This window comes from Heliomarina sp. (genome assembly GCF_052826185.1).
Genome location: NZ_JBRBUI010000027.1, coordinates 185,074 through 211,804, shown reverse-complemented (window position 1 = coordinate 211,804; position 26,731 = coordinate 185,074). Strand labels below are relative to the sequence as shown.

General features: G+C 59.4%; 26 protein-coding genes. 14 read left to right on the top strand and 12 right to left on the bottom strand.

Features of this window, described 5'->3' with window-relative positions:
* Nucleotides 1-15: 15 nt before the first annotated feature.
* The 8 genes from ACU0FH_RS09815 to ACU0FH_RS09780 all read right to left on the bottom strand — a co-directional run bounded on the left by ACU0FH_RS09815 (nucleotide 16) and on the right by ACU0FH_RS09780 (nucleotide 8,481).
* Nucleotides 16-1,314 carry an NAD(P)/FAD-dependent oxidoreductase gene (locus ACU0FH_RS09815; RefSeq protein ID WP_446194437.1) on the bottom strand — a complete coding sequence of 433 codons (1,299 nt, stop codon included), beginning with the start codon at nucleotides 1,312-1,314 and terminating at the stop codon, nucleotides 16-18.
* A gap of 2 nt (nucleotides 1,315-1,316) precedes the next feature.
* Entirely contained in the window at nucleotides 1,317-2,078 is a 762-nt protein-coding gene (locus tag ACU0FH_RS09810; RefSeq protein ID WP_446194436.1) for a DUF1028 domain-containing protein, read from the bottom strand.
* A gap of 26 nt (nucleotides 2,079-2,104) precedes the next feature.
* Nucleotides 2,105-3,472: an amidohydrolase family protein gene (locus ACU0FH_RS09805; RefSeq protein ID WP_446194435.1), complete on the bottom strand. Its 1,368-nt coding sequence runs from the start codon at nucleotides 3,470-3,472 to the stop codon at nucleotides 2,105-2,107.
* Nucleotides 3,469-4,248, bottom strand: coding sequence for an ABC transporter permease (locus tag ACU0FH_RS09800; RefSeq protein WP_446194434.1), 780 nt, complete (start codon nucleotides 4,246-4,248; stop codon nucleotides 3,469-3,471). Before ACU0FH_RS09800 ends, ACU0FH_RS09805 begins: the two co-directional genes overlap by 4 nt.
* Nucleotides 4,245-5,087: an ABC transporter permease gene (locus tag ACU0FH_RS09795; RefSeq protein WP_446194433.1), complete on the bottom strand. Its 843-nt coding sequence runs from the start codon at nucleotides 5,085-5,087 to the stop codon at nucleotides 4,245-4,247. The genes ACU0FH_RS09800 and ACU0FH_RS09795 overlap by 4 nt, the downstream gene beginning before the upstream one ends.
* A gap of 72 nt (nucleotides 5,088-5,159) precedes the next feature.
* Entirely contained in the window at nucleotides 5,160-6,293 is a 1,134-nt protein-coding gene (locus ACU0FH_RS09790) for an ABC transporter substrate-binding protein (protein WP_446194432.1), read from the bottom strand.
* A gap of 73 nt (nucleotides 6,294-6,366) precedes the next feature.
* The gene (locus ACU0FH_RS09785) at nucleotides 6,367-7,437 is read right to left on the bottom strand and encodes an ABC transporter ATP-binding protein (RefSeq protein WP_446194431.1); all 1,071 of its coding nucleotides are present in this window, start codon (nucleotides 7,435-7,437) and stop codon (nucleotides 6,367-6,369) included.
* A 123-nt stretch (nucleotides 7,438-7,560) separates the two neighbouring features.
* Complete coding sequence (locus tag ACU0FH_RS09780; RefSeq protein WP_446194430.1) at nucleotides 7,561-8,481, bottom strand: LysR substrate-binding domain-containing protein; 921 nt, start codon at nucleotides 8,479-8,481, stop codon at nucleotides 7,561-7,563.
* A 96-nt stretch (nucleotides 8,482-8,577) separates the two neighbouring features.
* Here ACU0FH_RS09780 and ACU0FH_RS09775 point away from each other — a divergent pair, with 96 nt between their 5' ends.
* Both ACU0FH_RS09775 and ACU0FH_RS09770 read left to right on the top strand, forming a co-directional pair.
* A complete protein-coding gene (locus ACU0FH_RS09775; protein ID WP_198952201.1) occupies nucleotides 8,578-9,513 on the top strand; it encodes an N-carbamoyl-D-amino-acid hydrolase in 936 nt (311 codons plus the stop codon).
* A complete protein-coding gene (locus ACU0FH_RS09770; RefSeq protein ID WP_446194429.1) occupies nucleotides 9,510-10,184 on the top strand; it encodes a DUF1028 domain-containing protein in 675 nt (224 codons plus the stop codon). Before ACU0FH_RS09775 ends, ACU0FH_RS09770 begins: the two co-directional genes overlap by 4 nt.
* Nucleotides 10,185-10,246: 62 nt before the next feature.
* On the opposite strand, the gene metH is transcribed toward ACU0FH_RS09770, so the two are convergent.
* The 3 genes from metH to ACU0FH_RS09755 form a co-directional block, all read right to left on the bottom strand.
* Nucleotides 10,247-12,976, bottom strand: coding sequence for a methionine synthase (gene metH / locus ACU0FH_RS09765; RefSeq protein WP_446194428.1), 2,730 nt, complete (start codon nucleotides 12,974-12,976; stop codon nucleotides 10,247-10,249).
* Nucleotides 12,969-14,018: a homocysteine S-methyltransferase family protein gene (locus ACU0FH_RS09760; protein WP_238372079.1), complete on the bottom strand. Its 1,050-nt coding sequence runs from the start codon at nucleotides 14,016-14,018 to the stop codon at nucleotides 12,969-12,971. Before ACU0FH_RS09760 ends, metH begins: the two co-directional genes overlap by 8 nt.
* A 164-nt stretch (nucleotides 14,019-14,182) precedes the next feature.
* Nucleotides 14,183-14,983 (bottom strand): DeoR/GlpR family DNA-binding transcription regulator, encoded by an 801-nt coding sequence (locus ACU0FH_RS09755; RefSeq protein WP_446194427.1) that lies wholly within the window; start codon nucleotides 14,981-14,983, stop codon nucleotides 14,183-14,185.
* Nucleotides 14,984-15,257: 274 nt separating this feature from the next.
* Between ACU0FH_RS09755 and ACU0FH_RS09750 the strand changes: the two genes are divergently transcribed.
* The 6 genes from ACU0FH_RS09750 (at nucleotide 15,258) to ACU0FH_RS09725 (ending at nucleotide 21,799) form a co-directional block, all read left to right on the top strand.
* Nucleotides 15,258-16,328 carry an ABC transporter ATP-binding protein gene (locus tag ACU0FH_RS09750; RefSeq protein WP_446194426.1) on the top strand — a complete coding sequence of 357 codons (1,071 nt, stop codon included), beginning with the start codon at nucleotides 15,258-15,260 and terminating at the stop codon, nucleotides 16,326-16,328.
* Nucleotides 16,329-16,362: 34 nt separating this feature from the next.
* On the top strand, nucleotides 16,363-17,625 hold the full coding sequence (locus tag ACU0FH_RS09745) for an ABC transporter substrate-binding protein (protein ID WP_446194425.1): 1,263 nt from the start codon (nucleotides 16,363-16,365) through the stop codon (nucleotides 17,623-17,625).
* Between the two features lie 108 nt (nucleotides 17,626-17,733).
* Nucleotides 17,734-18,609, top strand: a complete 876-nt coding sequence (locus ACU0FH_RS09740) for a carbohydrate ABC transporter permease (protein WP_446194424.1) — start codon at nucleotides 17,734-17,736, stop codon at nucleotides 18,607-18,609.
* Complete coding sequence (locus tag ACU0FH_RS09735) at nucleotides 18,606-19,424, top strand: carbohydrate ABC transporter permease (RefSeq protein WP_446194423.1); 819 nt, start codon at nucleotides 18,606-18,608, stop codon at nucleotides 19,422-19,424. The genes ACU0FH_RS09740 and ACU0FH_RS09735 overlap by 4 nt, the downstream gene beginning before the upstream one ends.
* A 79-nt stretch (nucleotides 19,425-19,503) precedes the next feature.
* Complete coding sequence (locus ACU0FH_RS09730) at nucleotides 19,504-20,694, top strand: cytochrome P450 (protein ID WP_446194422.1); 1,191 nt, start codon at nucleotides 19,504-19,506, stop codon at nucleotides 20,692-20,694.
* A gap of 64 nt (nucleotides 20,695-20,758) precedes the next feature.
* A complete protein-coding gene (locus ACU0FH_RS09725; protein ID WP_446194421.1) occupies nucleotides 20,759-21,799 on the top strand; it encodes a TRAP transporter substrate-binding protein in 1,041 nt (346 codons plus the stop codon).
* Between the two features lie 51 nt (nucleotides 21,800-21,850).
* Here the strand turns inward: ACU0FH_RS09725 and ACU0FH_RS09720 are convergent, their stop codons facing one another.
* A complete protein-coding gene (locus ACU0FH_RS09720; protein WP_446194420.1) occupies nucleotides 21,851-22,267 on the bottom strand; it encodes a cupin domain-containing protein in 417 nt (138 codons plus the stop codon).
* Between the two features lie 191 nt (nucleotides 22,268-22,458).
* Here ACU0FH_RS09720 and ACU0FH_RS09715 point away from each other — a divergent pair, with 191 nt between their 5' ends.
* The 6 genes from ACU0FH_RS09715 (at nucleotide 22,459) to hpf (ending at nucleotide 26,728) form a co-directional block, all read left to right on the top strand.
* Nucleotides 22,459-23,073 carry a ribonuclease D gene (locus tag ACU0FH_RS09715; protein WP_446194419.1) on the top strand — a complete coding sequence of 205 codons (615 nt, stop codon included), beginning with the start codon at nucleotides 22,459-22,461 and terminating at the stop codon, nucleotides 23,071-23,073.
* Nucleotides 23,070-24,035 carry a KpsF/GutQ family sugar-phosphate isomerase gene (locus ACU0FH_RS09710; RefSeq protein ID WP_446194418.1) on the top strand — a complete coding sequence of 322 codons (966 nt, stop codon included), beginning with the start codon at nucleotides 23,070-23,072 and terminating at the stop codon, nucleotides 24,033-24,035. Before ACU0FH_RS09715 ends, ACU0FH_RS09710 begins: the two co-directional genes overlap by 4 nt.
* A gap of 14 nt (nucleotides 24,036-24,049) precedes the next feature.
* The gene (locus tag ACU0FH_RS09705) at nucleotides 24,050-24,646 is read left to right on the top strand and encodes a hypothetical protein (RefSeq protein ID WP_446194417.1); all 597 of its coding nucleotides are present in this window, start codon (nucleotides 24,050-24,052) and stop codon (nucleotides 24,644-24,646) included.
* 56 nt (nucleotides 24,647-24,702) lie between these two features.
* Entirely contained in the window at nucleotides 24,703-25,143 is a 441-nt protein-coding gene (gene lptA / locus ACU0FH_RS09700; RefSeq protein ID WP_088631963.1) for a lipopolysaccharide transport periplasmic protein LptA, read from the top strand.
* Nucleotide 25,144: 1 nt separating this feature from the next.
* Nucleotides 25,145-25,903 carry an LPS export ABC transporter ATP-binding protein gene (lptB, locus tag ACU0FH_RS09695; protein ID WP_446194416.1) on the top strand — a complete coding sequence of 253 codons (759 nt, stop codon included), beginning with the start codon at nucleotides 25,145-25,147 and terminating at the stop codon, nucleotides 25,901-25,903.
* Between the two features lie 249 nt (nucleotides 25,904-26,152).
* Nucleotides 26,153-26,728 (top strand): ribosome hibernation-promoting factor, HPF/YfiA family, encoded by a 576-nt coding sequence (hpf, locus tag ACU0FH_RS09690; RefSeq protein WP_088631676.1) that lies wholly within the window; start codon nucleotides 26,153-26,155, stop codon nucleotides 26,726-26,728.
* The last annotated feature ends 3 nt before the right edge of the window (nucleotides 26,729-26,731 follow it).

Below are 26,731 nucleotides of genomic sequence, written 5' to 3'. Positions count from 1 at the left end.
GCCGGGCTCCTTTTCTTAGACTTTATCGCGCTGCCGCAACTCGCGGGCATCCTGATAGGCATACCACTGGGTCATCGCGAGCGCACCGTGCGGGGCAAAACGGCGGAACGGCACGGCTTCGAACGGCAGATCGTCGAAGGCCGTGTCGCGTTCGGGCTGGCGCAGGATCTTGCGCGCCAGTTTCATCCCGAAATAGAGACTGCGAGTCACGCCCGATCCACAATACCCCCCCGCGACCCAGACCCCGTCATGATGGCCGATATGGGGACTGTGATCGGTCGTGTAGGCGACATACCCGGCCCAGAAATGGCTGAAGCTGACCGAGTCGAGCTGCGGAAACACGCGCAGCATGGCCTTGCGGAACGCCGCCTTTCGTGATGCCTCGGACGCGCCCGGAACACCCATGCGACCGCCGAATATGAACCGCTTGCGATCCGGGGTTGGGCGATACCACATGAAAACGCGCCCCGATTCACCGTGCATCCGGTTCAGGGGCGTCAGCTCTGCCATGACATCAGCGCTCAGCTCTTCGGTCGCCACCGCAGCGGTCTCGATCGGCACCATCCGGCTCGACATGACCTGAGTGCGCTTGTCGGCATAGGCGTTCGTCGCCACGACAATTTCGGTCGCGTGGATCACGCCTTGGGCGCACTTCACGTTCAGCCCGGTCGCGTCGTTGTCCCAACCGGAAACGGCGCATTCGGGGAGGATTGTTGCCCCGGCCTCTTGCGCGACCCGCGCCAGTTCCAGCACCAGTTTGCGCGGGTGGATACCGCCGTCACGGTGATAGATCACGCCGCCACGGTAGAAATCGGTCCCGATCTGGGCGCGCTGATCGCTTTGCGGCACCATCTCGGTCGGCAGACCAAGGTTCTTGCCCAGCCAGTCGCACTCCCGCGCCGTCGATTCATAATCCGCCGCTGTCCGCGCCCCGCGGAAACGCCCGACCGGCTGGTAGTCGCAGGCCAACTTGTTCTCCTTGACGAATGCCTCGAAGTAATCGAGCGCAAGGATACCTTCGCGCATGATCCCGAGTGTCTTCTCATCACCGTATTTCGCAATCAGCCCCGAGGTACCCAGCTTGTGAAAACTTGGGCCGACCATGCCACCATTGCGCGACGAACAGCCCGCGCCGATACGACCCGCTTCAAGCACGACAACCCTGCGTCCGGATTGCGCAAGGTGAAAAGCGGTCGACAGTCCTGTGTAACCCGCCCCGATCACCACCACGTCAGCATGGCGTGGCAGTTTTGCAGGATGGACCAGCGTTGGTTCCGGCACTTCCTCGTCCCAGTAGATACGCTGATCCGTCATTTTCAGTCCCTCAATGCCCAACTATCCCGATGCCGCGCCGTGGGAAACCGTGCTTCCAGCCCCAGTTCGGCAATCTGCTCTATACTTGCTTCGAACAGGCTGCGCATCACCGGAATGGTATCGGGTTCAAGCGCCACGCGCCGCAGGTCATCTGCCCGACCCGCATAGGCGTCAAACAGCGCACGCAAATCCTCGACGGCGGTCTTTTCTGACATGTCGACCCGCAGGTCGAGCGTATCCATCCCCAATTCACCCGACACGCGCAGCGCGGCCGACCGCAACGGTCCCAGCACTTCGCCGCCCGCATCGCGCCCCGCTTCGAGACCGCGCATCAGACGTTCGCCCAGCGGCAGCTCCGGGTTGCGCACAAAGGCTTCCGCCATCGCATCGGTCACCTTGTCATTGGCAAGAATATTGCCAAGAGCAAGGCAGTCCTTGTCGATGCTATGGGTATAAATCGAGTACATCCGGCGACCGTGATACACTGCCGCCTGCCCCTTGGCATCCAGCGCGCCGATCTGCCGCCATTCGATATTTTCTGACGATACGCTGACCTTGGACACCGTCGCATCAGCCGACTCTCCGGCTTTCAACAGCGAGATACCCAGATCGCCAAGACGGCTGTCGGTGCGGTGCTGCGACAGCATCGCCCCCTTGCCGTGGGCAAGCCGCAGACAACGACCGCCTACCGCCAGATCCGACGTCGTGATGACGCCGCCAAAGGCACCGGTCCGCGCACAGCGGCCAACCATTGAAAATGTCACAGCAGATCTCCTCTTTTCTTGCTGTTCTACGCGGGATCGGTGGCGGGCAGCGGCACGCCACGATCCTCGGCGCTGAATCTTTCCCACATCGCGTCCGTCGCCGCCTGCGCTTCGACGATTGCGGTGCGTTCATCGATGGTGGTCAACTGCCCGTCGCGCATCAAGAAGCTGCCATCGACCATCGTGTCGGTCACGACACCCGGGTGTCCGTAATGAAGCAGGTTAGACACCGCCGAGAGGCGCGGCATCATCGCCGGGGTCATCAGGTTGAATAGCGCAAGATCCGCCTTCATCCCCACCGCAATAGAGCCGATTTCCGGATGATCCAGCGCCTTGGCCGCATTGACCGTCGCATAGTTAAACACCGTCTGCGGCGACGGCGTAACCGAACGGCCATAGGCGCCACGGTGCAGCGTCATCGCCATCTTCATCGCGTGGAACATATCCTCGGTCATGTTGTCCGTCCCCAGCACGATCTTGACACCATGGTCGAGGATCGACCGCATCGGCAGCGGGTGCGGCCCCTTGGCCGACATCGACGCCGGACAGTGGCCCAGCCACGTGCCCGTCTCGGCCAGTCGCGCCACATCAGAGTCATTGCAGAACGTCCAATGCACCGCGATTAGATCGTCGCCGAGGAAATCGTTCTGATCCAGATACTCGGTCGAGGTGCAGCTGTGCAGTTTCTCGACCTGCTCCTTTTCGCTGATGATCTGGCTGAGGTGCACGGTACGGCGCAGCCCGTGATCGCGTGCCAGTTTCTTCAATTCACCCAGCATCCAAGGACTGCAATTGTCCGGCCCGTGGGCTGCGATCATGACCCGCACCCGGTCGTCCTCGGCCCCGTGGAACTCTTCGATCAGGGCTCGGGTCCGGGTCAGAAATGTTTCGCCGAACTCGCGATCAAAGCGATAAGTGCCCGCGCCAACCTCGGTCGTCACCGCATCGGCGCAGCTTTCCGCCAGCCAGAGCCGTACGCCGGACTCGATCATCGCCGGGGCGTAATCGGCGACGTGACGCAACGGATCAACCATGGTCGTGGTCCCCGACCGGATAGCCTCAGCGCAGGCTAGCCGCGCAATCGCCGCCCGTTCCTGCGGTTCCAGCAGGTAAGAGGCCGGCACCATGTATTGGTAGACAAGGTTGCCCTCGATATCCTCGACCGTACCCTTGAGCACCAGCAGAACCGAATGGGTATGCGAATTAATCAGGCCCGGCGACACCAGCTTGTCCGAGGCATCGACCACCTCGAAAGACTCGAAATCGCTGCCGTTCAGCGTCTCGGGGATCGCGACGATCTTATTGCCTTCGACCGCGATATGCCCCGCGCGAACCTCGGGCATCCCGCTTTCGTGACTGATATAGCGGGCGTTCTTGAAGAGATACTTGCTCATGACGTCCGCCGCAGCGCCGTGATCGCCGTTATCAACAGGGTCAGCAAAACCAGCAGGGTTGCAACCGCCGCGATGGTCGGGTCGATATTGTCCTGAATACCTTCCCAGATCTTCTTGGGCAGCGTCGTCACCCGGCGCACGGTAATGAACAGCACACCGACAATCTCGTCAAAGCTGACGATGAAAGCAAAGACGAAACCGGTCAGGATACCCGGCTTGGCCGCAGGCACGACCACCGCCAGTACTGTCTGCCAGACCGAGGCCCCAAGACTCCGCGCCGCCCGCGGAATATTGCGGTCAAGGTTAACCAGCGCCGCAAAAACCGAGATAGACACATATGGCAGCGCCAAAAGCGTGTGCGCAAGGATGACGCCAAAGCTCGTGTCGATCAGCCCAAGATGCACCCAGAACCGATAGAACCCAAGCGACTGCACAACCGGCGGCACAAGGATCGGCGTGATCAAAACCCACCGCGCAATGGCCGAGGCACGATCCGAGAGGAACCAGCACCCGATGGCAAAGGCAGTACCCAAAACGGCAGCACAGGTCGCCACGACCAGACCGATCCAGATGCTCGACCACGTCGCGTGCAACCATTCGGTATCGCTGAAATAATTGACGTAGTGCTGCATCGACAGATGCTCTTTCGGCAGGCCGATATAGCTTGTGTCGGTCAGGGACACCGGAATGACGACCAGCAGCGGCAGCACCAGAAAGGCAAGGATCAGCCAGGCGCCGGTCTGAAAAAAGATGCGAAACGCGGATACCGGCATCATTTACGCTCCAGCAGGGCAGACCGCAGATTGATAAAGCGGGATGCAATCAAAAGAACAAGGGCGGTCGCTATCAGCAACCCGACGGACAGAGCCGAGCCTAGCCCCCAGTTCAGGAACTCCTGGATCTGGTAGGTGATGTATTCCGAGATCATCAGAACACGCCCGCCACCAAGCAGTGCAGGCGTCACGTAGAACCCCAGAGACAGCACGAACACAAGCAGCGCGCCGGACATCACACCGGGAATGGTCTGCGGAAAGTAGACGTTCCAGAACGCCGTCCATTCACTGGCGCCAAGCCCACGCGCCGCCTTGACATAAGCGTCGGAAATACCGCGCATATTGGTCATCATCGGCAGGATCGCAAAAGGTAGCATGACGTGGATCATCGCGATCAGAACGCCGAATTCATTATGCATGAGCCTCAGCGGAGACTCGATGATCCCGGCATCGCGCAGGGTGTCGTTCACAAGGCCTGAACGGCCCAGCAGAACGATCCAGCTGAACGACCGGATCAGAACCGATACCCAGAACGGCAGGATGACAAGCGCCAGCATAAGCGGCGTGAACTTGTTGGCAAAGTTGCTGATAGAATAGGCCACGATATAGCCCAGCAGCAGGCAACCGATGGTGGTGATCGCGGCGACCCGGAAAGTCAGCACGAAACTGGTTTTGACCGCACTGGATTCGGCCATTTTGACAAAATTGTCGACTCCGGTCGTCGGCTCGGTAAAGGCGATCTCCCAGATGCCCAGCACCGGCAGGATGTAAAAGACGATCATGATCGTCAGGGCAGGCGCCACCAGCATCCAGTAGCTGACTTTTTCGTTGAGACGACCCATGCAAGCTCCGGCAGTCGAAATTCGGAAAAAACGGGGCCATCGGCATCGCACGACAGCCCCGCAGGGGAGGGATTAGTTAATCAGAGCGTCCACATACATCTCTTCTGCAGCGATCTGGTGCTTGGCGTACCATTCATCGTTGTAAAGGATCTGCGTTGCGAGGTTTTCGGGGCTGGTCGGGTTCCACTTTTCCAGCTCGGCAGGCACCATCGACGCGGCTGCAGGATTGATCGGACCAGAGCCGAGCAGTTCCAGCCATTTCACCTGAAGCTCGGGCTTCTGGGCGTGGGCGATGAATTTCATCACTTCTTCGGTGCCGGCCGGGTTGTCTTTCGGAACCACCCAGATGCCCGGCGCCATCACGCCACCATTAAATGTGACCTGAAAGCTGCCTTCATCCATCTGGTCTTTCAACAGGTGCGCGCGGGTCGACCAGATGTTGCCGATCGCAACTTCTTCCTGCAGGAACAGGTTCTGGCTGTCGCTGCCCGAGCCCCAGACGATAATGTTTTCACGCAGCTCACGGAACTTAGCGATGGCAGCGGCAATGCCGTCCTCCGTATCCAGCACGGCATAGACTTCTTCCGGCGCGATACCCTGCGCCATGGTCGCGCTTTCAAGCATACCACGCACCGATTTGCGGAAGGTCCGCATGCCAGGGAAATCCTTGGTGTTCCAGACATCCGCCCAGTTCTGCGGAACGTTTCCGCCCAGCATCTTGGGGTTCGTCGCAAGAACGTAGGAATAGATGTAGTTGCCGACACCGTTGTTATATGCCGTCCCTTCCAGAACTTTCGACTTGTCGACGATGGAATAGTCGATCGGCTGCGTGACGCCCTGCTGTTCCAGAATGATCGCCGAACCCGCGCCACTGTCGCAAAGGTCCCAGACCACCGCCCCGCTTTCGACCATGGCGCGGATCTTGCCCGCCGACGGGCCAGAACCGTCGATGACGACCGGAATACCGGTTTCGTCCGTATAGGTCTCGGCCAGAACTTCTTCGAGCACGTCCTTGGCGGTGCCGCCCCAGTTCACGACGACGATCTCTTTCGCCTGCGCGGAAACCTTGCTGCCCAGCGCGGGCAGAATACCAAGCGCACCCATCGCAGCGATGAAGCCACGGCGGGTCAGGCGGCCTTGCTTGTAACGTTCGACGGCAATATCCGCGATGTCGCGTTTTGCCTCGAAATCGGTTGTGTCAGTCATGTCACTTCTCCTTGTTGGATCGTAATGCTTATTGATTTCAGGCCCTTGTCACCGGGCCCTTGCCGTTAAAACGTTACTCGGGCGCCAGTAGCACACAGGCGTCCTTGTCCCAGCCGATGCTCACGGGAAGATCGGGCTTTGGCGTGATGCCGGTTTTCCACGTCGCGCAGGACAAAAGCAGTTCACCCAGCGAGTCATGGGTCACGATGACTTGGCAACGCTCGCCAAGATAGCTGACCTGTTTGACCTTGGCCGACAGGAACTCTTCGCCCGGCCCCGCCAACCGCAGCTGTTCGGGGCGCAGGGCAACCTTGGTCTTGGTGCCAACCTCAAGCGGAGCATCGGTTTCGACCTGGAACTTGGCCCCATCGGCGGCACAGCTCAGCACGTCGCCTTCTCGGCCCGTCACCGTCACGTCGATGAAATTCGATTTGCCAAGGAAGTCAGCCACAAAGGCGTTCCGAGGCTTGTTATACAAATCTCCCGGCGCGCCTTCCTGCTGGATCTTGCCATCTTTCAGAATGACGATCCGGTCCGACATGGAGAGCGCTTCTTCCTGATCGTGGGTCACGTAGATAAAGGTCACGCCCAGCCGGTCGTGCAGTGCCTTGAGCTCCCATTGCAGGTCCGCGCGCAGCTTCTTGTCGAGCGCCGAAAGCGGTTCGTCCAGCAACAGAACCTGCGGATGAAACGACAGCGCCCGCGCCAGCGCGACCCGCTGCTGCTGTCCGCCGGAAAGCTGAATCGGCAACCGGTCGGCGAAATCGCCCATCTGAACAAGGTCGAGACACTCCGTTACGCGATCGGCAATTTCCTTGGCCGGTTTCTTGCGCACTTTCAGCGGAAAGGCCACGTTTTCAGCCACGGTCATCGTCGGAAACAGCGCATAGCCCTGAAAAACCATGCCAAAATCGCGCGCTTCCGGCGGTTGCTTGGTGATGTCCTTGGAGCGAAGGCTGATCGACCCTTCGTCAAGCCTGATGAAACCCGCAATCGCGCTCAGAAGCGTAGTCTTTCCCGACCCCGAAGGCCCAAGTAGCGTGAGGAATTCGCCATCCGCCACATCCAGCGTCACATCGTCAAGCGCATGCACGCTCCCGTACCGTTTGATCCCCTGACGAATGGAAAGGATAGGAGTGCTCATGCTGTTTTTATGTTCCACGCTTGAGTGAGAGGCCCCTTGCTGCGGGCCGGTATCGCTACGTCAGGGGAGCATGAAGAACTAAAACAATGAAATTAAAAAACGCCCTCTATAAATAATTTCAGATTATACACTTTCGGCCTTCCGCGCGATATTCTCCGCGCCATCCTTGAGAAACTCGGCCAGAAACTGTTGGAACTGAACCGAAAGATGCGAGGTCGGAAACAAGTTCGACGTCACAGCGTGCATGTTGAGATGCAGCACCGGTTGCGTTGGCTTTATGGCGATTCCGCTGATATCCGGTCCGATCAGGGCGAAACTGTCGACCAGCGCAACGCCCAGCCCGTTACGTACCATTTCAAGCGCCGTCGCCGTGTGCCGCACCTCGCAGAAGTAACGACGCTCAAGCCCCTGCTTCGAAAACACCGTATCGATGGCCTGCCCCAGGGGAGTGCTCGCTGCATAAGAAACGTGCGGTACGTGGTTCAGGTCGGTCACCTTGATCTGGTCCGACAGCGCCATTTCGTGATTCTCCGGGCAAACACACATCAGCCGTCCCTCCCCCACTTCGCGCACGGAAAGCGCCGAGTGGCGCGGCCGCGTCACCGAAAGCGCGAGATCTGCCCGACCGCTCACCAGCCGCCGGATGATCTCATCGACGCTGCCCAATTCAATGGAAAGCTGAAGTTTTGGGCGGGTCCGCATGAATTCTGCCAGGACCAGTGGCAGAATCCCGTGGCCGATCGAGGGCGAAGCGACAATGTTCAAACGCCCGATTGTGCCACCGCGCAATTCTTCGATGATATTGGCAACACGCTTTTGCTGCATGAACAAATGCTGTGCCTCCTGCGCGATGTGAAGCGCCTCGCGCGTCGGTACCAGCCGCCCGTGCTCCCTTTGAAACAAGGGGAAACCGACAAGATCCTCGGTATGGCGGATCATGTTGCTTATCGCCGGTTGGCTCACGTTCAGCAATTCCGCCGCCCGCGCGGTCGTGCCAACTTCAATGACGGTAGAAAGAACCTCAAGCTGGCGGGCGTTTATCATGCATATAACTTTTCATTATTCGATAGGGGTACAAATTTATTTCACACTGATATGGCCCCTGTCTACACCGGAAATATACAGGCAGAGGAGACACGGATGAGCCGGAAAGAAGTCTATGCGGTTGCGCAAATGGGACCAGTTCATCTGGCGGACACCAAGGCACAGGTCATCGCTCGGCTGATCGACATGCTGCGTCAGGCCCATGCCCGCGGCGCGCGGTGGGTCACCTTTCCCGAGCTCGCCCTGACGACCTTTTTCCCTCGCTACATCTATGACACGCCCGAAGAATACGACGTCTTCTTCGAAGAGGGTCTGCCTTCTCCGGCGATGAAACCGCTGTTCGAAGAGGCCGAAAAGCTGGGCGTCGGTTTCTATCTCGGCTATGCGGAAAAGATCACCGAAGGCGGCGAAACGCATCGTTACAACACCTCGGTGCTCGTCGCTCCCGATGGCAAGATCCTTGGCAAATACCGCAAGATCCACCTGCCCGGCACCAAAGACCCCATCGGCGATCTGGAATTCGAACATCTCGAGAAACGATACTTCGAAGTCGGCGACATGGGTTTCCCGGTGTTCGAGACACCCTCGGGCCGTTTCGGCATGTGCATCTGCAACGACCGTCGCTGGCCGGAGACCTTCCGTGTCATGGCCCTGCGCGGGGCCGAGGTGTTCATGCTGGGCTACAACACACCGACCCGCAATATTCACCACCCCGAACCGGCGCATCTGCGCGAATTCCACCACCGTCTCAGCCTTGAATCCGCGGCCTATCAGAACGCCGCATGGGTTATGGCCGCCGCGAAATGCGGCTCGGAAGACGGATTCGCGATGATCGGCGGTTCGGCCATTGTCTCTCCCACCGGCGAGGTCGTGGCCCGCGCCTCGACCGAAGATGACGAAGTCATCACCTACGACTGCGATCTCGACCTCGGCGCCTATATCCGCCGTTCGGTCTTTGATTTCGCCCGGCACCGCCGCATCGAACATTACGGGCCTATCACCGCGCAGACCGGCATCGAGCTCGATAAATGACGTTCTCTCTCGCGGGCAGATGCGCGGAAACCGGCGACATCGGCTTTGCCGTGACCACGTCATCTGTCTGCGTCGGGGCCCGCGTTGGCGCCGTAACCGATGGCTGCGTCGTCTTCTCGCAGGCTCGCACCGATCCGCGGCTGCACGCGATCGGGATCGAAGCATGGAAACTCTCGGAAGACACCGAAACCACGCTTTTTGCCATGCAGGACGCCGCAACCGCTCTCCACTGGCGGCAACTCGGCGTTTTTCCAGCACAAGGCAAACCGCTGCATTTCACTGGCGAAAGCTGCCTTGACCATTGCGGCGGGCTAATCGGCAATGAATGCCTCGCGCTTGGTAATTTTCTGGGCAGCGATCAGGTCCTTCCCGAAACGATCCGGGGTTTCGAAACCGCGACCGGCTCTCTCGCCGTTCGCCTCATCGCAGGTCTGAAGGCAGGTGAGAATGCCGGAAGCGAGCGCGATCCGCTGCAATCGGCAGCCGTCGTGGTTCTGGGCAGCAAGGACCTGAAGGATGTCGATCTTCGAATCGATTCCTCGGACGATCCGATTTCCGATCTCGCGGCCCTGCTCGTGGACTGGCTGCCAAAGGCGCCGGCTTATCGCCTCCGCGCCCTCGATCCGGACGCGGCACCTTCATCAAGCTCCGTCGAACATTCCAAAGAGTGAATTCGCCGGGCAAGCCTCGCCTACCCGGCATTCTGAACCCCTGATAATCGCCGAAACAGGCTCTATTCCGCGGCGATCGTCCGTACTTCGCCGGGACGGTAGTTGAGGATCGGCGCCAGCCAGCGTTCCACTTCCTCGATCTCCATCCCCTTGCGGGCGGCATAATCCTCGACCTGATCCCGTTCGACCTTGGCCACGCCAAAGTAATAGGCGTCAGGATGGCCGATATAGATACCCGAAACCGAAGATCCCGGCCACATCGCCATGCTCTCGGTCAGTTCAACACCCGTTGCCTCTTCGGTCTGCAGCAGATCGAAAAGCGTCCGTTTCTCGGTGTGATCCGGCTGTGCTGGATAGCCCGGCGCGGGACGGATACCGTCATAGGGTTCGCCAATCAGCTCCTCCGGCGCATAGGTCTCGCCATTGGCATAGCCCCAATAGTCGCGACGTACCCGCTGATGCAGCATCTCAGCCATCGCCTCGGCAAACCGGTCCGCCAGCGCCTTGACCATTATGGCCGAGTAGTCGTCGCCCTTCTTTTCGAACTCTTTCGCAATTGCGATCTCTTCCGGCCCGGCCGTCACGGTAAACCCGCCAACCCAGTCCTCGACGCCCTCAGGCGCCACAAAATCGGCGAGAGCAAGGTTTGGGCTGTCCCGGCGCTTGCTCGTCTGTTGACGCAGCGTGTGGAACGTGGCGAGCCGTTCCTTTCGGTCGGCATCCTTGAACAGCCGGATGTCATCCCCGTCCCGGTTCGCAGGCCAAAACCCAACGACAGCGCGCGGACCGAACCAGCTTTCCCCGATAATCCGTTGCAGCATAGCCTGCGCGTCCTTGAGTAGCCCTCGCGCGGCCTCGCCGTATTTCTCGTCGTCTAGGATACGGGGATAAACGCCTTTCAGCTCCCAAGTCTGAAAGAACGGCGTCCAGTCGATATATTGCGCGATTTCGGCCAGATCCCAGTCTTCGATCACCTTCGGCCCGGTAAAGGAGGGCGCCGCCACCCTATAATCCGACCAGTCGATCTGCATCGCATTGGCACGGGCCTTTTCAAGTGGCAGGCGCGATTTGGCCCGCTCGGCGCGCTCATGCCGTTCCGCCACCTCGGAATATTCCTCGCGGATGCCTTGTATATAAGGGTCGCGCGCCGTCTTGCTCAGTAGGGACGACACTACCCCGACCGCACGACTGGCATCGGTCACGTAAATCGCCTGATTCCGCGTATACTGCGGCGCGATCTTAACAGCTGTATGCACTTTTGATGTGGTCGCCCCGCCGATCAGCAGCGGGATATCGAACCCTTCGCGCTCAAGCTCGTTCGCCATATGCACCATTTCATCCAGCGACGGCGTGATAAGACCTGACAGGCCGATCACATCAACATCATGCGCTTTCGCTTGCTCAAGGATCTTCTGCGGCGGAACCATCACGCCCAGATCGATGATTTCGTAATTGTTGCAGGCCAGCACGACGCCGACGATATTCTTGCCGATATCATGCACGTCGCCTTTCACGGTGGCCATCAGGACGGTTCCGGCAGTGTCTTTGCCCCCGCCGCCATTCAGACGTTTTTCCTCCTCCATATAAGGCAAGAGAACGGCAACCGCCTGTTTCATCACGCGCGCCGACTTGACCACCTGCGGCAGGAACATCTTGCCCGCGCCGAACAGGTCACCGACAACATTCATGCCCGCCATCAGCGGTCCTTCGATTACCTCGAGCGGCTTATCCGCAGCAACACGTGCGGCCTCGGTATCTTCGTCGACAAATTCCGTAATTCCATTGACCAGTGCATGTTCCAGCCGCTTTTCGACAGGCCATTCGCGCCATGCAAGATCGCGTTTCTTTTCTTCGCGCTTGTCGCCGCGGAATCGCTCGGCGATCTCCAGCAGGTTCTCCGTCGCGTTCCCGCCGTTGGCCGGTTCGCGGTTCAGCACCACATCCTCGCACGCCTCGCGAAGATCCGCATCGATCTGGTCGTAAACTGCAAGCTGACCGGCGTTCACGATCCCCATATCCATCCCCGCCTTGATGGCATGGTAAAGGAACACCGCGTGCATCGCTTCACGGACCGGTTCATTGCCGCGGAAGCTGAACGACAGGTTCGAAACCCCGCCCGAGATGTGACAGTGCGGCAGATTCTCGCGAATCCAGCGGGTGGCCTCGATGAAATCGACACCATAATTGTCGTGCTCTTCAATCCCCGTCGCCACGGCAAAGACGTTCGGATCGAAAATGATGTCCTCGGGCGGAAAGCCGACCTCCTCGGTCAGAATCTTGTAGGCCCGCGCGCAGATTTCTGTCTTGCGTTCGAACGTGTCCGCCTGACCGTCTTCGTCAAAAGCCATAACCACGACCGCCGCGCCGTAGGCCAGACACAGCCCCGCGTGATGCAGGAACGCTTCCTCGCCTTCCTTGAGCGAGATCGAATTGACCACGGGCTTACCCTGCACGCATTGCAGGCCGGCCTCGATCACCTCCCATTTGGAACTGTCGATCATGATCGGCACCCGGGCGATATCAGGCTCTGCAGCGACCAGATTGAGGAATTCGATCATCGCCTGTTTGCTGTCGATCAGACCCTCGTCCATGTTGATGTCGATGATCTGGGCGCCGTTCTCGACCTGATCCCGCGCCACGTCGAGCGCGGCGGCATAATCGCGGTTGGTGATCAGTTTGCGAAAGCGGGCGGACCCGGTGACATTGGTCCGCTCCCCCACGTTCACGAAAGGGATTTCCTTTGTCAGAACAAAAGGCTCAAGGCCGGACAGGCGCAGCAAAGGTTCACGCATCTGCTTTCTCCCCGACCTTGCGCGGCGCATAACCGGCGACATGCGCGGCAATGGCGCGGATATGATCCGGCGTCGTGCCGCAACACCCCCCGACCACGTTCACCAGCCCCTCTTTCGCAAAGATTTCCACTTTGCCCGCCGTGTCCTCGGCCTCTTCGTCATACTGACCAAAGGCGTTCGGCAGGCCCGCGTTCGGATAGGCGCAGGTAAAGGTTTCAGCCACACCGGCCAGTTCCGTCAGGTGCGGGCGCATGGCATCCGCGCCCAGCGCGCAATTCAGCCCAACGGTAAAGGGCTGCGCATGGCGCACCGAATGCCAGAAAGCCGTGGGCGTCTGTCCCGAAAGTGTCCGACCCGAAGCATCGGTGATCGTGCCGGAAATCATGATTGGCAGTCGCTTGCCGTGCTCGGCAAAGGCTTCGAAGCAGGCAAAAATCGCGGCCTTTGCATTCAGCGTATCAAAGATCGTTTCGATCAGGATCAGGTCCGACCCGCCCGCGATCAGCCCGCGAATTTGCTGACCGTAGGCCTGGCGCAGATCGTCGAAAGTCACCGCACGATAGCCGGGGTCGTTCACATCCGGGCTGATCGATGCCGTTCGGTTGGTTGGACCAACAGCCCCAGCGACCCAGCGTGGCTTGCCGTCCTTGGCCGTGGCGCGATCCACCGCGCGCCGCGCGATCCGCGCGCCTTCTGCATTGAGATCATGGACCGCGTCTTCCAGCGCATAATCGGCCTGTGCGATGGTCGTCGAGGAAAACGTGTTGGTTTCCACGATATCAGCCCCCGCCATCGCGAAATCGAAATGGATGTCCTCAACTGCCTGTGGCTGCGTCAGGATCAGCAAATCGTTATTGCCCTTTTGCGGGTGATCCGTGTGATAGGCGCAGGCATGCCCACCATGTCCGCGATACGCCTCTTCATCCAGTCCAAGCGACTGGATCTGAGTCCCCATCGCACCGTCAAGAACAAGAATCCGTTCCTGAGCGGCCCGGATAAGCGCGTCATAGGTTTCGGTTTTCGGCAGGCGAAAGCTGTGCATATCAAACTCGTTTATGGTGAACCTCTGACATAGTGCCCACAGCATCGGTGAGCAAATTCATGTTTGGCGGGATAATCATGAGGTATCCTCATGTTACACCTCGACGAGGCATGACGAGAGACAACTGCAATCGGGGGAAATCGTTTCGCCTGAAAAGACGGGAATTATGAAACCGGCGGGCAAATCACGAATTCCGCGCCACTCTGCGCAAGGAAATCGTGCATGTCCTCGGGCAAGGGCGCATCGCAAAAGATAGCCGAGGCCTCTTCGATACGCCCACCTCGCACATGAGCCACGCGGCCGAACTTTGTCGCGTCAAGCACAAGAAACGACCGCCTTGCATGAGTCCGCATCGCCTCGCGTATGCGCACCTCGGCGCCGGAAAAGTCGAGCAGCGTGCCATCCGGATCGATCCCGCCCACTCCAAAAACCGCGATATCGACACGAAAGCCCGCAAACATCTCCTCGGCAGCGACGGAACAGACATCCAGATCGCTGTTGCGTAACTGCCCACCGGCCATTGTCACTTCGAAATCGCCCTGCATCGCCATTGTCAGCGCGATCGAAAGATTATTCGTGACGATCTTCAGGTTCCGATGCTGACCCAGATGCTCGGCCACCATCCGTGGAGTCGTACCGATCCCGAAAGACACCGAAGCCCCGTTGGGTATATGTTTCGCCACCGTCGCGGCGATCTGCATCTTGGCTGCGCGGTTAAGCACTTCGCGGTCACGAAAGCTCATGTTACCGCTGCCCGACCCGGCATGTCCGGCCATCCGGACAATTCCTCCGTGCAGCCGACGCGCCGCGCCCATCTCGCAAAGCTGATTGATATCGCGCCGAATGGTCTGCGTCGTAACCTCGAACCTAGCCGCCAGCTCTTCGACCGACAGAAAGTCCTGCGCGCGCAGAAGATCGGTGATCTCATTCTGCCTTTGGTTCGGCGCGGAATCGGTCATGTTCATATGAAAACCACTTATCATTCGCTCGAGCAGATCTAAGCGGCAATTATTGCATCTCCATGACAGGTCATAACTCCGTTGGCCCGAAAGCTCTCTGCAATTAGGCCCTAAAAGCTCAATTGCCCGACTTCTGATGTAAAACCGGTAACCTGTCCTCGTTCAAAACCAGAGAAATGAACGTTCATATGAATGTCACACGGTTGTTAAGCGCAGTTCACATCCGCCCCCTAAACCCAAGCTCACGTCCCCCACAGGACGTCACGCACAAGAGGTTTTCATGGCGCATGCAGCCGCAGCCATACCGCGCACGTCCCACGCCGAACCGTTCATCCGTATAGACGGGCTGAACCGCCATTTTGCCGGTGGAGCTGGCGTGCATGACCTGTCTCTGGACATCCAACGCGGGTCTTTCACCACGTTGCTCGGCCCCTCCGGCTGCGGAAAATCCACGACATTGCGCCTTTTGGCCGGGTTAGAGACGCCTGACAGCGGCTCGATCCGGATCGACGGGCGCGATGTGACCGCGCTTGCACCCTCCGAAAGAGGGCTTTCCATGGTGTTCCAGTCCTACGCGCTGTTCCCGCATCTGTCGGTGAAAGATAACATTGAATTCGGCCTGCGCGTGCGCCGTGTCCCGGCTGGCGAGCGTCGAGCCCGTCTGAACGAGGCGCTCGACCTAACCGATCTCCGAGGATTCGAGGCCCGCAAACCTGCGCAACTGTCGGGCGGCCAGCGCCAGCGAGTCGCGCTCGCCCGCGCCGTCGTTGCCGGCCATCCGCTCTGTCTGATGGATGAACCGCTCTCCAATCTCGACGCTAAACTACGCCATTCCGTGCGTCAGGACATCCGCCGCCTGCAGCGCCGCCTTGGCATGACTGTCATCTACGTCACTCACGACCAGACCGAAGCGATGTCGATGGCCGACACCGTTGTATTGATGCGCGACGGTCGGATCGAACAGGCCGCCAGCCCGGCGGACATCTATGCGAATCCCACCACCGAATTCGCGGCCACCTTCGTCGGGTCCCCGCCAATCCAGATGATGCCGCCGCTGTCAGGCGAGCAAGCGCCGCGCGTCGGTATCCGGGCCGAGGACCTGCATCTGGTAGACCCTAAAAAGGGCCTTTTAACGGTGTCGGTAACCTCGACCGAATTCCTTGGTGCCGAAACTTACATCTATGTCCGCGCCACGGAGGGCGATGACATCATCGTACGCGCCCCCGGGCGTGTCGAACCCGCGCCCGGCACATCCTTCGATCTCGACTGGCAGCCCGAAGCCGCGCACCGGTTTGACCAGAAAGGCAATCGTCTCGCGCGCCATCGGAAGACGCTCGTCCCCGCAGAATAACCCTTTCACAAACGGAAATGCTCAAGGAGCTCTCATGAAAACGATCCTGAATGCGCTTGCCGCCGCGGGCACGCTTGCCGCCACGGCCCTTCCCGGCTGGGCGGAAACCAACCTCACCATGTATTACCCAGTCGCTGTGGGCGGTGCCCTGACCGAGGTGGTCGATGGGCTGATCGAAGGGTTCGAGGCCGAAAACCCCGATATCAGTGTCGAAGCGATCTATGCCGGTAATTATGACGACACCCGCGTCCGCGCGCTCTCGGCGATCAATTCCGGCGATGCGCCCCAACTTTCGGTCTTGTTCTCCATCGACGCGATCGACCTTGTCGACCGTGACCTGATCGTCGCCTTCGACGATGTGGTCGAAAGCGATGAAGACAAGGAATGGCTGAACAGCTTTTACCCCGCGCTGATGCGAAACGGGCAGATCGACGGAAAGACCTACGGCGTGCCGTTCCAGCGCTCGACCATTGTGATGTATTACAACAAGGAACTCTTTGCCGAGGCCGGACTCGACCCCGAACAGCCCCCCGCCACCTGGGAAGAGCTGGTTGCGGACGCCAAGGCGCTGACCAAGGACGACCAGTGGGGCATCATGATCCCCTCGACCGGTTACCCCTATTGGATGTTCCAGTGCTTTGCGATTCAGAACGACAAGGAACTGATGAATTCCGCCGGTACAGAGACGTATTTCAACGATCCCGCCGTGGTCGAAGCTCTGGATTTCTGGCGCTCGCTCACCCAGGAAGAAGGCGTCATGCCCGACGGTGTGATTGAATGGGGCACGCTGCGTCAGGCCTTCCTTCAGGGTCAGACCGCGATGATGTGGCACTCCACCGGCAACCTGACCGCTGTGCGCGACGGGGCCGATTTCGACTTTGGCGTGGCGATGCTGCCCGCACACAAGCGTGCCGGTTCGCCCACCGGCGGCGGCAACTTCTACCTCTTCAAGGACTCCACCCCCGAAGAGCAGGCCGCCTCGCTCAAGCTGATTCAGTACATGACCGCGCCCGAACGCGCCGCGAAATGGTCGATGGCCACGGGTTACGTCGGCATCAGCCCGGCCGCCTATGAGACCGAGGCGCTGCAGAACTATAGCGCCGATTTCCCGGCAGCCCTCGTCGCCCGCGATCAACTCGAAGTGGCAGTTCCAGAGCTCTCCACCTTAGAAACCGCGCGGGTGCGTGAGGCACTGAACAACGCGATCCAGGCTGTCCTGACTGGCACCAAGTCGCCGCAGGACGCGCTGGACGAGGCGCAATCTACCGCCCAACGTCTGCTGAAGCCTTATCAGTAACGACCGCAGCCGGGCCAAACCGGCCCCGCGTGGCGCCCCCATCGCCACATGCTGCACAGCGGACGGTCCTTTCCCGGGGCCGTCCGACCTCCCTCACGGAAAGCCGCGATGAAGCCCAGAAGCCAGTCTCTATACGCGTGGATGCTCTTGTTTCCGGCGCTTGTCCTGCTTAGTACATTTGCCTTCTACCCCAGCATCGCCACGCTCTGGTCAAGCCTGTTCACCCGCGGCTCCGCCCGCCGTCCGGCCAAATTCAACGAGCTTGGAAATTACGCCGATCTATTCGCTGATCCGGTTACATGGAAAGTCATCGGCAACAACCTGATCTATGCTGGTGTGACAATCCCCGTATCTATCGCCATCGCCCTGCTGATGGCGCTGTGGGCCGATTCACGGATGCCCGCGAAGAGCTTTGTACGCACGGCCTATTTCACGCCGACCATACTGCCGATGATCGCCGCCGCAAACCTCTGGCTGTTCTTCTACACACCCGGTATTGGCCTGTTCGACCGCGTCATCGGTGTTTTCGGATTGGGTTCGATCAACTGGCTGGGGCAGCCGGAAACCGCGCTCTGGTCGATCATCCTTGTGACGATCTGGAAAGAATCCGGGTTTTTCATGATCTTCTACCTCGCCGCGCTGCAAACCATCCCGCCCGAGCTGAAAGAGGCCGCGATTATCGAGGGTAGCTCGCGTTGGACCTATCTGCGCCGGGTTATTCTGCCGCTGCTGATGCCCACAACCCTGTTCGTTCTGGTCAATGCGCTGATCAATTCTGTCCGGCTGATCGATCACCTGTTCATCCTGACCAAGGGAGGGCCGGATAACGCGACCAAGCTGATCCTCTACTACATCTGGGAGCTCGCCTTTTCCTATCTCGACGCGCCGCACGCTGCCGCGATGACAGTACTGGTACTGATCGCGCTGGGGATCGTCGCCACAATCCAGTTCCGGCTTATCGACAAAAGGGCGCATTACAGATGAAACTTGGCAATAGTCCCCTTATTAGTCTCGATTCTATCGGTGCCCTGATCCTTGCGCTCGCTTGGATCTCTCCGCTTCTGTTCGCGATCTGGGCCGCATTTCACGACCCGACACATGCGATTGATTTCGACCTTTCCGCGCCCTGGACGCTCGACAATATCCGGGCGGTCTGGTCGCAAGCGCCTTGGCTGACCTACCTGACGAATACGATCTTTCTCGTGACGCTTGTCCTCGCCGGGCAATTCCTCCTCTGCACCCTCGCCGGTTTTGCCTTTGCCCGGTTCGAATTTCGCGGGCGCGAGGTGCTCTTCCTCATGGTGCTCCTGCAACTCTTTATCCTGCCCGAGGTGCTGATCGTCGAAAACTACGCAATCGTCTCTAACCTTGGGCTTTTCGACACCGCTTTGGGCATGGCCATGCCGTACATGGCCAGCGCCTTCGGTATTTTCCTATTGCGTCAGGCTTTCAAATCCGTGCCACGCGAACTTGAGGACGCCGCACGAGTGGAAGGCGCGACATGGATGGGCGTGCTGCTCAAGGTCTATGTACCCGTCGCACGGCCAACCTACCTTGCCTATGCGCTGGTTTCTGTCGCGACCCACTGGAACAACTTCCTCTGGCCGCTGATCATCACCAATTCGACCGACACCCGCCCGCTGACGATTGGGCTGTCACTCTTTGGGGCGCCGGAAAGCGGCGTGGACATATCCATGATCAGCGCCGCGACCCTGATGACCATTGCCCCTCTTTTACTCGCTTTCCTGATTTTTCAGCGCCAATTCCTGCAAGCGTTCATAACCTCGGGCATCAAGTAACTGACGCGCACCGAAAGGGTTGCTGGATCAACCCCCCCTCGCTAGGCTGTATTCACGCAGTTCTGGGGAGGAGCCTGCCGTGACAACGACTCTCGCGCCTGTCGCACCCGTCGATACCGAGATTACAATCGAGCAGCTCACGCTCGATCCCTATTCGATTTTCAAACGCCTGCGCGCCGAGAACCCGGTGCTCAAGATCAAATCGATCAACCGCACCCTGCTGACCCGCGCCGAAGACACCAAATACGTCAAGGAAAACCCGGCGCTGTTCAGCTCGGACGACCCGAGCACCCCGATGGAGCGTGCCTTTCGCGCCCATACGCTCATGCGCAAGGATGCCGAGGAACATCTGACCGAACGTAACGCGATGGCGCCGACCTTTGCGGGCAAGAACATCAAGGGCTGCTGGGAACCGATCTATACCAAGATCGCCGAGGATTTCGTCGCCTCCCTGCCGCGCGGCGAAACTGTGGACCTGTTCAAACATCTAGCCGCGCCCTATGCCGCCCGCTGCCTGAAACATCTCCTTGGCATCGAAGAAGCGAGCGATGCCGACATGGAGCGATGGAGCCAGACCCTGATCGACGGGGCGGGCAACTTTGGCTACCGGCAGGATCTCTTCGATCTTTGCGATACCGCGAATGATGAAATGGACGCGCTGTTTCACGCCACGATCCCGCGTCACAAGGCCGAACCGAACGCCTCGGCCCTGTCTGTCATGGTAAACGCCGAAGATCCGATTCCGCTTAGCCAGATATTCGCGAACATCAAGATCGCCATCGGCGGCGGCATCAATGAACCGCGCGATGCCCTGCTGACTATTCTCTACGGGCTGATGACCAACCCGGACCAGATGGAAGCCTGCAAGAAAGATGCGCTCTGGGGGCAGGCGTTCGAGGAAGGCGTGCGCTGGGTCGCCCCGATCCAGGCCAGCTCGCGTCTGGTGATGGAGGACACGGTGATCCGGGGGTACCATATCCCGAAGGGCGATGTGGTGATGACCTCGCAGGCCTCGGCCTGCCATGACGAGGCGCTTTATTACAAGCCCGAGGAATACAACATTTTCCGTCCCAAGGTCCCGCATCAAGCCTTTGGCAACGGGCCGCATTTCTGTCAGGGCACCCATATCGCACGGCGCATGCTGGCAAATATCATGCTGCCGATGCTGTTTGACCGCTTCCCGGATATGACCCTGCCCGATCCCGGTGCGGTCCAGTTCTACGGGTTCGGTTTCCGCGGGCCGCTGTCGTTACCCGTAACCCTGAATTAGAGCCTAATAACTCGAATACCAACAGCGCCGGGACAAACCCGCGCATTTTCTCGGGAGGAGAACCATGAAGAAACGCACTCTGCTCGGGGCAGCACTTTCTGCTGTTCTGGCGTCGACCCTTTGGCCGATCGCAACAACCGCCCAAGAGGTTACGCTCAAGCTGCATCAGTTCCTGCCGGCACCGGCGACAGTGCCAAAGCTGATCCTGAAACCTTGGGCCGAACGGGTCGAAGAGGCCTCGGACGGGCGTATCAAGATCGACCATTTCGATGCAATGGCGCTTGGCGGCACACCTCCCAGCCTGATGGATCAGGCCATCGACGGGTCAGCCGATCTCATCATGACAGTCGTGGGCTATACGCCGGGCCGTTTCCCCAAGACCGAAGTCTTTGAACTACCCTTCATGATGACCGACCCGATTGCGACCTCCAAGGCCTTCATGGACCTTGTTGAGACTGATTTGCAGGGTGAAGAGTACAAGGACGTCAAGATTCTCGGCGCATGGGTGCATGGTCCCGGCGTGGTACATTCGCGCAATGGCGTCACGAAGCTCGAGGATATGGAAGGACTCAAGATGCGCGGTCCGACCCGCGTGATCACCGACATGCTGCGCGAACTGGGCGCAACCCCGGTTGGCATGCCGCTCCCCGCCATCCCCGAGGCACTGTCCAAGGGCGTCATCGACGGCACCGTGATCCCGTGGGAAGTTACCCCCGCGATCAAGCTGTCGGAACTGATCGGTCACGGCACTGAATTCACTAACTCGAAAGAAGCACTGTATACCGCGACCATCGTGCTTGCGATGAACAAGGCCAAGTACGACGCAATGCCCGACGATCTCAAAGCGATCCTCGATGCGGAATCCGGCCAGAAACTGTCCGAATTCGCCGCGCAGGTCATGTATGAACGCGACAACCCGGGCCGTGAACTCGCACTGTCGAACGGATCCGAGATCATCCAGCTCGACGAGACTGAAATCGCCCGCTGGAAGGAAAAGGCCCAGCCGGTTATCGAACGCTGGAAAGAGGAAATGGCGGCGAAAGACATCGACGGCGAAGCGCTGATCGAAAAGGCCCGCGCGCTGATCGAAAAGCACGGCGGCTAGAAACTTCTACAGGGGCGCGAAACATAAGCGTGCCCCTGTAGCAGCCTCTGATCAGGAGTTTTCGTCAAACCATGCGACGATCTCGGGCATGTTCCGCTCGAACCCGCCCGGAATGAACAGGTTCAAGAGCCGCGCAGGCCCGGACCCAGGATTGCGGAAATCATGGGTTACACCGGCCGGGATCCGGATAAAGCTCCCCTCGCCAAAGCCGCGCCATTCCTCGCCGATTAGCACCTCGGGCGCACCTTCCAGCACATAGAAAATCTCGTCATTGGCGTCGTGGTGATGGGCGCCAACACCCTCCTGTCCCGGCGCCATCCGCCATTCCGAGACTGAATAGCCTGCGCCGGTCTCGGCTTCATCCGCTTTGAACAGCGCCGTCAGCTTGCCCATCTCATAGCGCCGACCTTCATCGCGCCCAAGCGCGATCACCGCTTTGCGCGCCGCCTTTTCCGAACCATCATCCATAACACGCCCCTGTTTCGCTGTCGTTCAACGCTACGACAAGCTCCTTGCCCCACAAACAGATTTTTGCCACCTGTCGCGTCTTCCCGCCGGGGCGACCGGCCCTCGCCGCGCGCGCCCGTTGAGTTTGCGCCGAAAAAGACCTATCTCGGCGGGGACAGCCGCCCAAGCGGCACTTGCAAGGAACGACCCGCGTGGCAAATCACCTCTATCAGAACGACCTGCCCGACGGGCTGACCCTTGGCCCCATCGTCGCGATCGACTGCGAAACCATGGGGCTGAACCCCCATCGCGACCGGCTTTGCGTGATCCAGATGTCCGACGGAGACGGCAATTCCCACATCGTGCAGGTGGCCAAAGGCCAGACTGAGGCGCCGAATCTCTGCAAGATGCTCATCGACCCGAACACGCTGAAACTCTTTCATTTCGGGCGTTTCGATATCGCCGCCATGTATCACGCCTTTGGCGCCTTGGCCGCGCCGGTCTATTGCACCAAGATCGCCAGCCGCCTTATCCGCACCTATACGGATCGTCACGGGCTCAAGAACCTCACGCAAGAACTCATCGGCGTCGATATCTCCAAGCAGCAACAGATGAGCGACTGGGGCGCGGAAAAGCTGACCGATGCGCAGCTTGAATATGCCGCTTCGGACGTTCTGTACCTGCATCAGCTCAAGGAAAAGCTCGACGAGCGGCTCGCTCGCGAAGGCCGCACCGAGCTTGCCCAAAGCTGTTTCGATTTCCTGCCCACGCGGTCGCTGCTCGATCTCGAAGGCTGGCCCGAAATCGACATCTTCGCCCACTCATGACCGAGTCGGACTCATTCCTCGCCACGGCGCGCCAGGTCATCACGGACGAGGCGCGCGCGCTCGACGTGCTGGCCGGACAGCTTGATCAGGGATTTGTCGACACCCTGCGCCTGATGCTGGATGCCACAGGCCGCATCATCGTCAGCGGTATCGGCAAATCCGGTCATATCGGGCGCAAGATCGCCGCGACGCTGGCAAGCACTGGCACGCCCGCGCATTTCGTCCACCCGGCCGAAGCGAGCCACGGCGATCTCGGCATGGTCTCCAAGGGCGACGTCGTGCTGGCAATCTCGAATTCGGGCGAGGCACCCGAACTGGCCAACCTCGTCGCCTATACCCGCCGGTTCGGGATTCCGCTGATCGGGCTTTCCAGCAAGCCGGAAAGCTCGCTCATGACGCAGGCGGATGCGCATCTGCTGATTCCGTCGATGGGCGAAGCTTGTGGTTTCGGCATCGTACCGTCGATCTCGACCACGCTGACGCTTGCAATGGGCGACGCGCTGGCCATCGCCCTGATGAAATACCGCGATTTCCAAGCCGAGAATTTCCGCGACTTTCACCCCGGCGGCAAATTGGGGGCGCAGCTTACCAAGGTGCGCGACCTCATGCATGCCGCCGAGGAACTGCCGCTGGTCACGCCGCGAACGCCGATGCGGGACACAATCGCCGAAATTGGGCGCAAATCCTTTGGCATGGTGGGCGTTATCGAAGGTGGCAATCTCGTCGGCATCATCACCGATGGTGACCTGCGCCGCCAGCTCGACGGGCTGATGACCCGCACCGCCGGGGATGTGATGACCCGAAACCCGCAAACAGTCCGACCCGATGCGCTTGCCGAGGAAGGTGCCGCCGTCATGAACAAGCGCGGCATCACCTGTCTCTTCGTGACCGAACATGACGCGCCCGCCCCGGCCCTTGGCTTGCTGCATATTCACGACTGCCTCCGCGCCGGTCTCGGCTAAGGGGAGCATGGGCGATGGATCTCTATTCCCGGCTGGTTGCCATCTTCAAGGTGCTGTTGCCCCTCATCGCGCTTGGTATCCTCGCGACGCTTTTCCTGCTGTCCCGGGGCAGTAATTTCGAGGCGACGATTCCCTTTGCTGACAGCGAAGTCGCCGAACGGACCCGGGGTCAGCAGATTACCGCGCCGTTCTATTCCGGCACCAACCAGAAGGGCGAAGAAATCGTTGTCCGCGCGGCCCTTGCCCGCCCCGGCGATGAGAATACGCCCGCCGAGGCAACCGAGGTCAATGCAAAGCTGACCGCCACCGACGGAGTCGAACTGACGCTCGATTCCGAGAAGGTGCGCGTGGACATGCAAAGCGACGTCGCGACCTTTCAGGGAGGTGTGCGCATGACCACCTCAACCGGGATTGAGATCGAAACCGAAGAGCTGGAAGCCACTCTTCAATATCTGTCGGGCCAGACTAACGGCGCCATCTCCGGCACCTCTCCGTTCGGCGATCTCACGGCCGGCCGGATGACCTTTGGTCCCGAAAATGACGACGGGCCTCTGCATGTTCTTTTCAACCAAGGTGTAAAGCTGATATACCTGCCGAAAAAAACGGATTAACTCACTTGTTCCTTTATCGTTTCCTCATTTTCCCGCTGTTTTTTGCCCTCGCAGCAATGCCCGCGACAGGCCAGACGAATGTCGCCTTCGGGGGTATCAAGGCCGACCCGACTCTCCCTGTCGAGGTCACGGCAGATTCGCTCGACGTGAATCAGGCGGACGGATCGGCGGAATTCAAAGGCAACGTGCGCATCGGACAGGGTGAGATGCGGATCTCGGCCCAGCGCGTCCTCGTTATCTACAATCAGGATCAAAGCACCATCCAGCGGATGGAGGCAGTCGGCGATGTGGTTCTCGTCAGCGGCCCCGACGCGGCCGAGGCTGATCGCGCCGATTACAGCATCGATACAGGCGTGATCGTGATGACCGGCAACGTCCTGTTGACGCAGGGCGCAAACGCGCTTTCCTCCAACAACATGACGGTGAACCTCACGACCGGCACGGCCCAGATGAACGGGCGTGTGCGTACCATCCTTCAGAACGACGGCGGCAACTGATATGGCCCGCCCGACGCTTGTGACGAGTTCGGATACAACCGGACTGCAGATCTCTCATCTGCGGAAATCCTACCGCAAGAAAATGGTGATCCGCGACGTCACCATGTCCCTGCACCGGGGTGAAGTCGTCGCGCTGCTCGGGCCCAACGGGTCGGGCAAGACCACGTCCTTTTACGCAATTGCCGGGCTGGTGTTCCCCGAGGCCGGTTCGGTCACGATTGACGGCACGACCGTCACAACCCTGCCGATGTACCGCCGCGCACGTCTGGGAATCGGCTATCTGCCGCAGGAAATGTCGATCTTTCGCGGCCTCAGCGTCGAAGACAATATCTCGGCCGTGCTCGACATCACCTACGATGACAAAAGCAAGCGCCGGGAACGACTTGAAGAACTCCTTTCGGATTTCTCCATCGAACATCTGCGCCGCGCCCCCGCGCTTGCCCTTTCGGGCGGTGAACGGCGTCGTGTCGAAATCGCGCGCTGCCTTGCGGCCGAACCGAAATACCTGCTGCTCGACGAACCCTTTGCCGGGGTCGACCCGATCTCGGTCAATGAAATCCGCCATCTCGTCTCCGATCTCAAGAATCGGGGAATCGGCGTGCTGATCACCGACCACAACGTCCGCGAGACGCTCGAAATCGTCGATCGCGCCTATATCTTGCACGATGGTCAGGTTCTGATGTCCGGCACGCCCGAAGAAGTTGTCGAAAACGAAAATGTCAGACGCGTCTATCTCGGCGAAAATTTTCGTATTTCCTAAGGAAATCGGCAAGTTGCGGCAATTTGCGCGCAAAATGGCAAGCCGTTTCATCCGCTTTTCGTTGACAGCAAGCCTGCGTGGTGCCTCAATTGAGATATGGTGAATGCATGGCTCACGCGGCTTCTTGTTACCGCCCGGAATACGGGCCGGACCGCTGGACCCATTTTTTACCTATTTCCAGTCATCCGATAAAGTTAACGCCCGCTTTCCAAGCGGAGCGTCTGAGGATGCCAATCTGAAGGAGCACAAATGCGGTACCAAATCAGTGGCAAACAGATCGACATCGGCGAGGCTCTTCAAACCCATGTGCAGACCGAACTGAACGAGATCGTGAGTAAATATGCTGGCCGTCCGACGGATGCGAACGTGATTTTCTCAAAGTCCGCACATGAGTATGTGTGCGAGGCCACGATCCATCTCTCGACTGGTCTGACTGCTGCCGCCAAGGCTAAAGCGACCGAGATCTACTCGGCATTCGACAGCTGTGGCGAGAAGATGGACAAGCAGTTACGCCGCTATAAACGCCGTCTCAAGGACCATCATCGTGATCGGTCGGAACCGGTTGAACTCTTGGGCGCATCCTCCTATATCCTCGCCGCAGAAGAGCAATCGGAAGATGCCGAGCCGGATTCGCTTCAACCAATTATCGTTGCTGAGATGGAAATGCAGATACCTTCATTGTCTGTAGGCGAGGCCGTTATGCAAATGGAATTGGCAGGAGCCCCCGTGCTGATCTTCCGTAACGAAGGTAAACAGGGTTTGAACGTGGTTTATCGCCGCGACGATGGTAACATCGGCTGGATCGACCCGCGCAATCAGGACTAGCCC

Excerpts from the sequence above, each read along its gene's own strand:
- ACU0FH_RS09815 (WP_446194437.1), bottom strand. The coding sequence starts at position 1,314 with ATGACGGATCAGCGTATCTACTGGGACGAGGAAGTGCCGGAACCAACG.
- ACU0FH_RS09805 (WP_446194435.1), bottom strand. The coding sequence starts at position 3,472 with ATGAGCAAGTATCTCTTCAAGAACGCCCGCTATATCAGTCACGAAAGC.
- ACU0FH_RS09800 (WP_446194434.1), bottom strand. The coding sequence starts at position 4,248 with ATGATGCCGGTATCCGCGTTTCGCATCTTTTTTCAGACCGGCGCCTGG.
- ACU0FH_RS09795 (WP_446194433.1), bottom strand. The coding sequence starts at position 5,087 with ATGGGTCGTCTCAACGAAAAAGTCAGCTACTGGATGCTGGTGGCGCCT.
- ACU0FH_RS09790 (WP_446194432.1), bottom strand. The coding sequence starts at position 6,293 with ATGACTGACACAACCGATTTCGAGGCAAAACGCGACATCGCGGATATT.
- ACU0FH_RS09785 (WP_446194431.1), bottom strand. The coding sequence starts at position 7,437 with ATGAGCACTCCTATCCTTTCCATTCGTCAGGGGATCAAACGGTACGGG.
- ACU0FH_RS09780 (WP_446194430.1), bottom strand. The coding sequence starts at position 8,481 with ATGATAAACGCCCGCCAGCTTGAGGTTCTTTCTACCGTCATTGAAGTT.
- ACU0FH_RS09775 (WP_198952201.1), top strand. The coding sequence starts at position 8,578 with ATGAGCCGGAAAGAAGTCTATGCGGTTGCGCAAATGGGACCAGTTCAT.
- ACU0FH_RS09770 (WP_446194429.1), top strand. The coding sequence starts at position 9,510 with ATGACGTTCTCTCTCGCGGGCAGATGCGCGGAAACCGGCGACATCGGC.
- metH (WP_446194428.1), bottom strand. The coding sequence starts at position 12,976 with ATGCGTGAACCTTTGCTGCGCCTGTCCGGCCTTGAGCCTTTTGTTCTG.
- ACU0FH_RS09760 (WP_238372079.1), bottom strand. The coding sequence starts at position 14,018 with ATGCACAGCTTTCGCCTGCCGAAAACCGAAACCTATGACGCGCTTATC.
- ACU0FH_RS09755 (WP_446194427.1), bottom strand. The coding sequence starts at position 14,983 with ATGAACATGACCGATTCCGCGCCGAACCAAAGGCAGAATGAGATCACC.
- ACU0FH_RS09750 (WP_446194426.1), top strand. The coding sequence starts at position 15,258 with ATGGCGCATGCAGCCGCAGCCATACCGCGCACGTCCCACGCCGAACCG.
- ACU0FH_RS09745 (WP_446194425.1), top strand. The coding sequence starts at position 16,363 with ATGAAAACGATCCTGAATGCGCTTGCCGCCGCGGGCACGCTTGCCGCC.
- ACU0FH_RS09740 (WP_446194424.1), top strand. The coding sequence starts at position 17,734 with ATGAAGCCCAGAAGCCAGTCTCTATACGCGTGGATGCTCTTGTTTCCG.
- ACU0FH_RS09735 (WP_446194423.1), top strand. The coding sequence starts at position 18,606 with ATGAAACTTGGCAATAGTCCCCTTATTAGTCTCGATTCTATCGGTGCC.
- ACU0FH_RS09725 (WP_446194421.1), top strand. The coding sequence starts at position 20,759 with ATGAAGAAACGCACTCTGCTCGGGGCAGCACTTTCTGCTGTTCTGGCG.
- ACU0FH_RS09720 (WP_446194420.1), bottom strand. The coding sequence starts at position 22,267 with ATGGATGATGGTTCGGAAAAGGCGGCGCGCAAAGCGGTGATCGCGCTT.
- ACU0FH_RS09710 (WP_446194418.1), top strand. The coding sequence starts at position 23,070 with ATGACCGAGTCGGACTCATTCCTCGCCACGGCGCGCCAGGTCATCACG.
- ACU0FH_RS09705 (WP_446194417.1), top strand. The coding sequence starts at position 24,050 with ATGGATCTCTATTCCCGGCTGGTTGCCATCTTCAAGGTGCTGTTGCCC.
- lptA (WP_088631963.1), top strand. The coding sequence starts at position 24,703 with ATGCCCGCGACAGGCCAGACGAATGTCGCCTTCGGGGGTATCAAGGCC.
- lptB (WP_446194416.1), top strand. The coding sequence starts at position 25,145 with ATGGCCCGCCCGACGCTTGTGACGAGTTCGGATACAACCGGACTGCAG.
- hpf (WP_088631676.1), top strand. The coding sequence starts at position 26,153 with ATGCGGTACCAAATCAGTGGCAAACAGATCGACATCGGCGAGGCTCTT.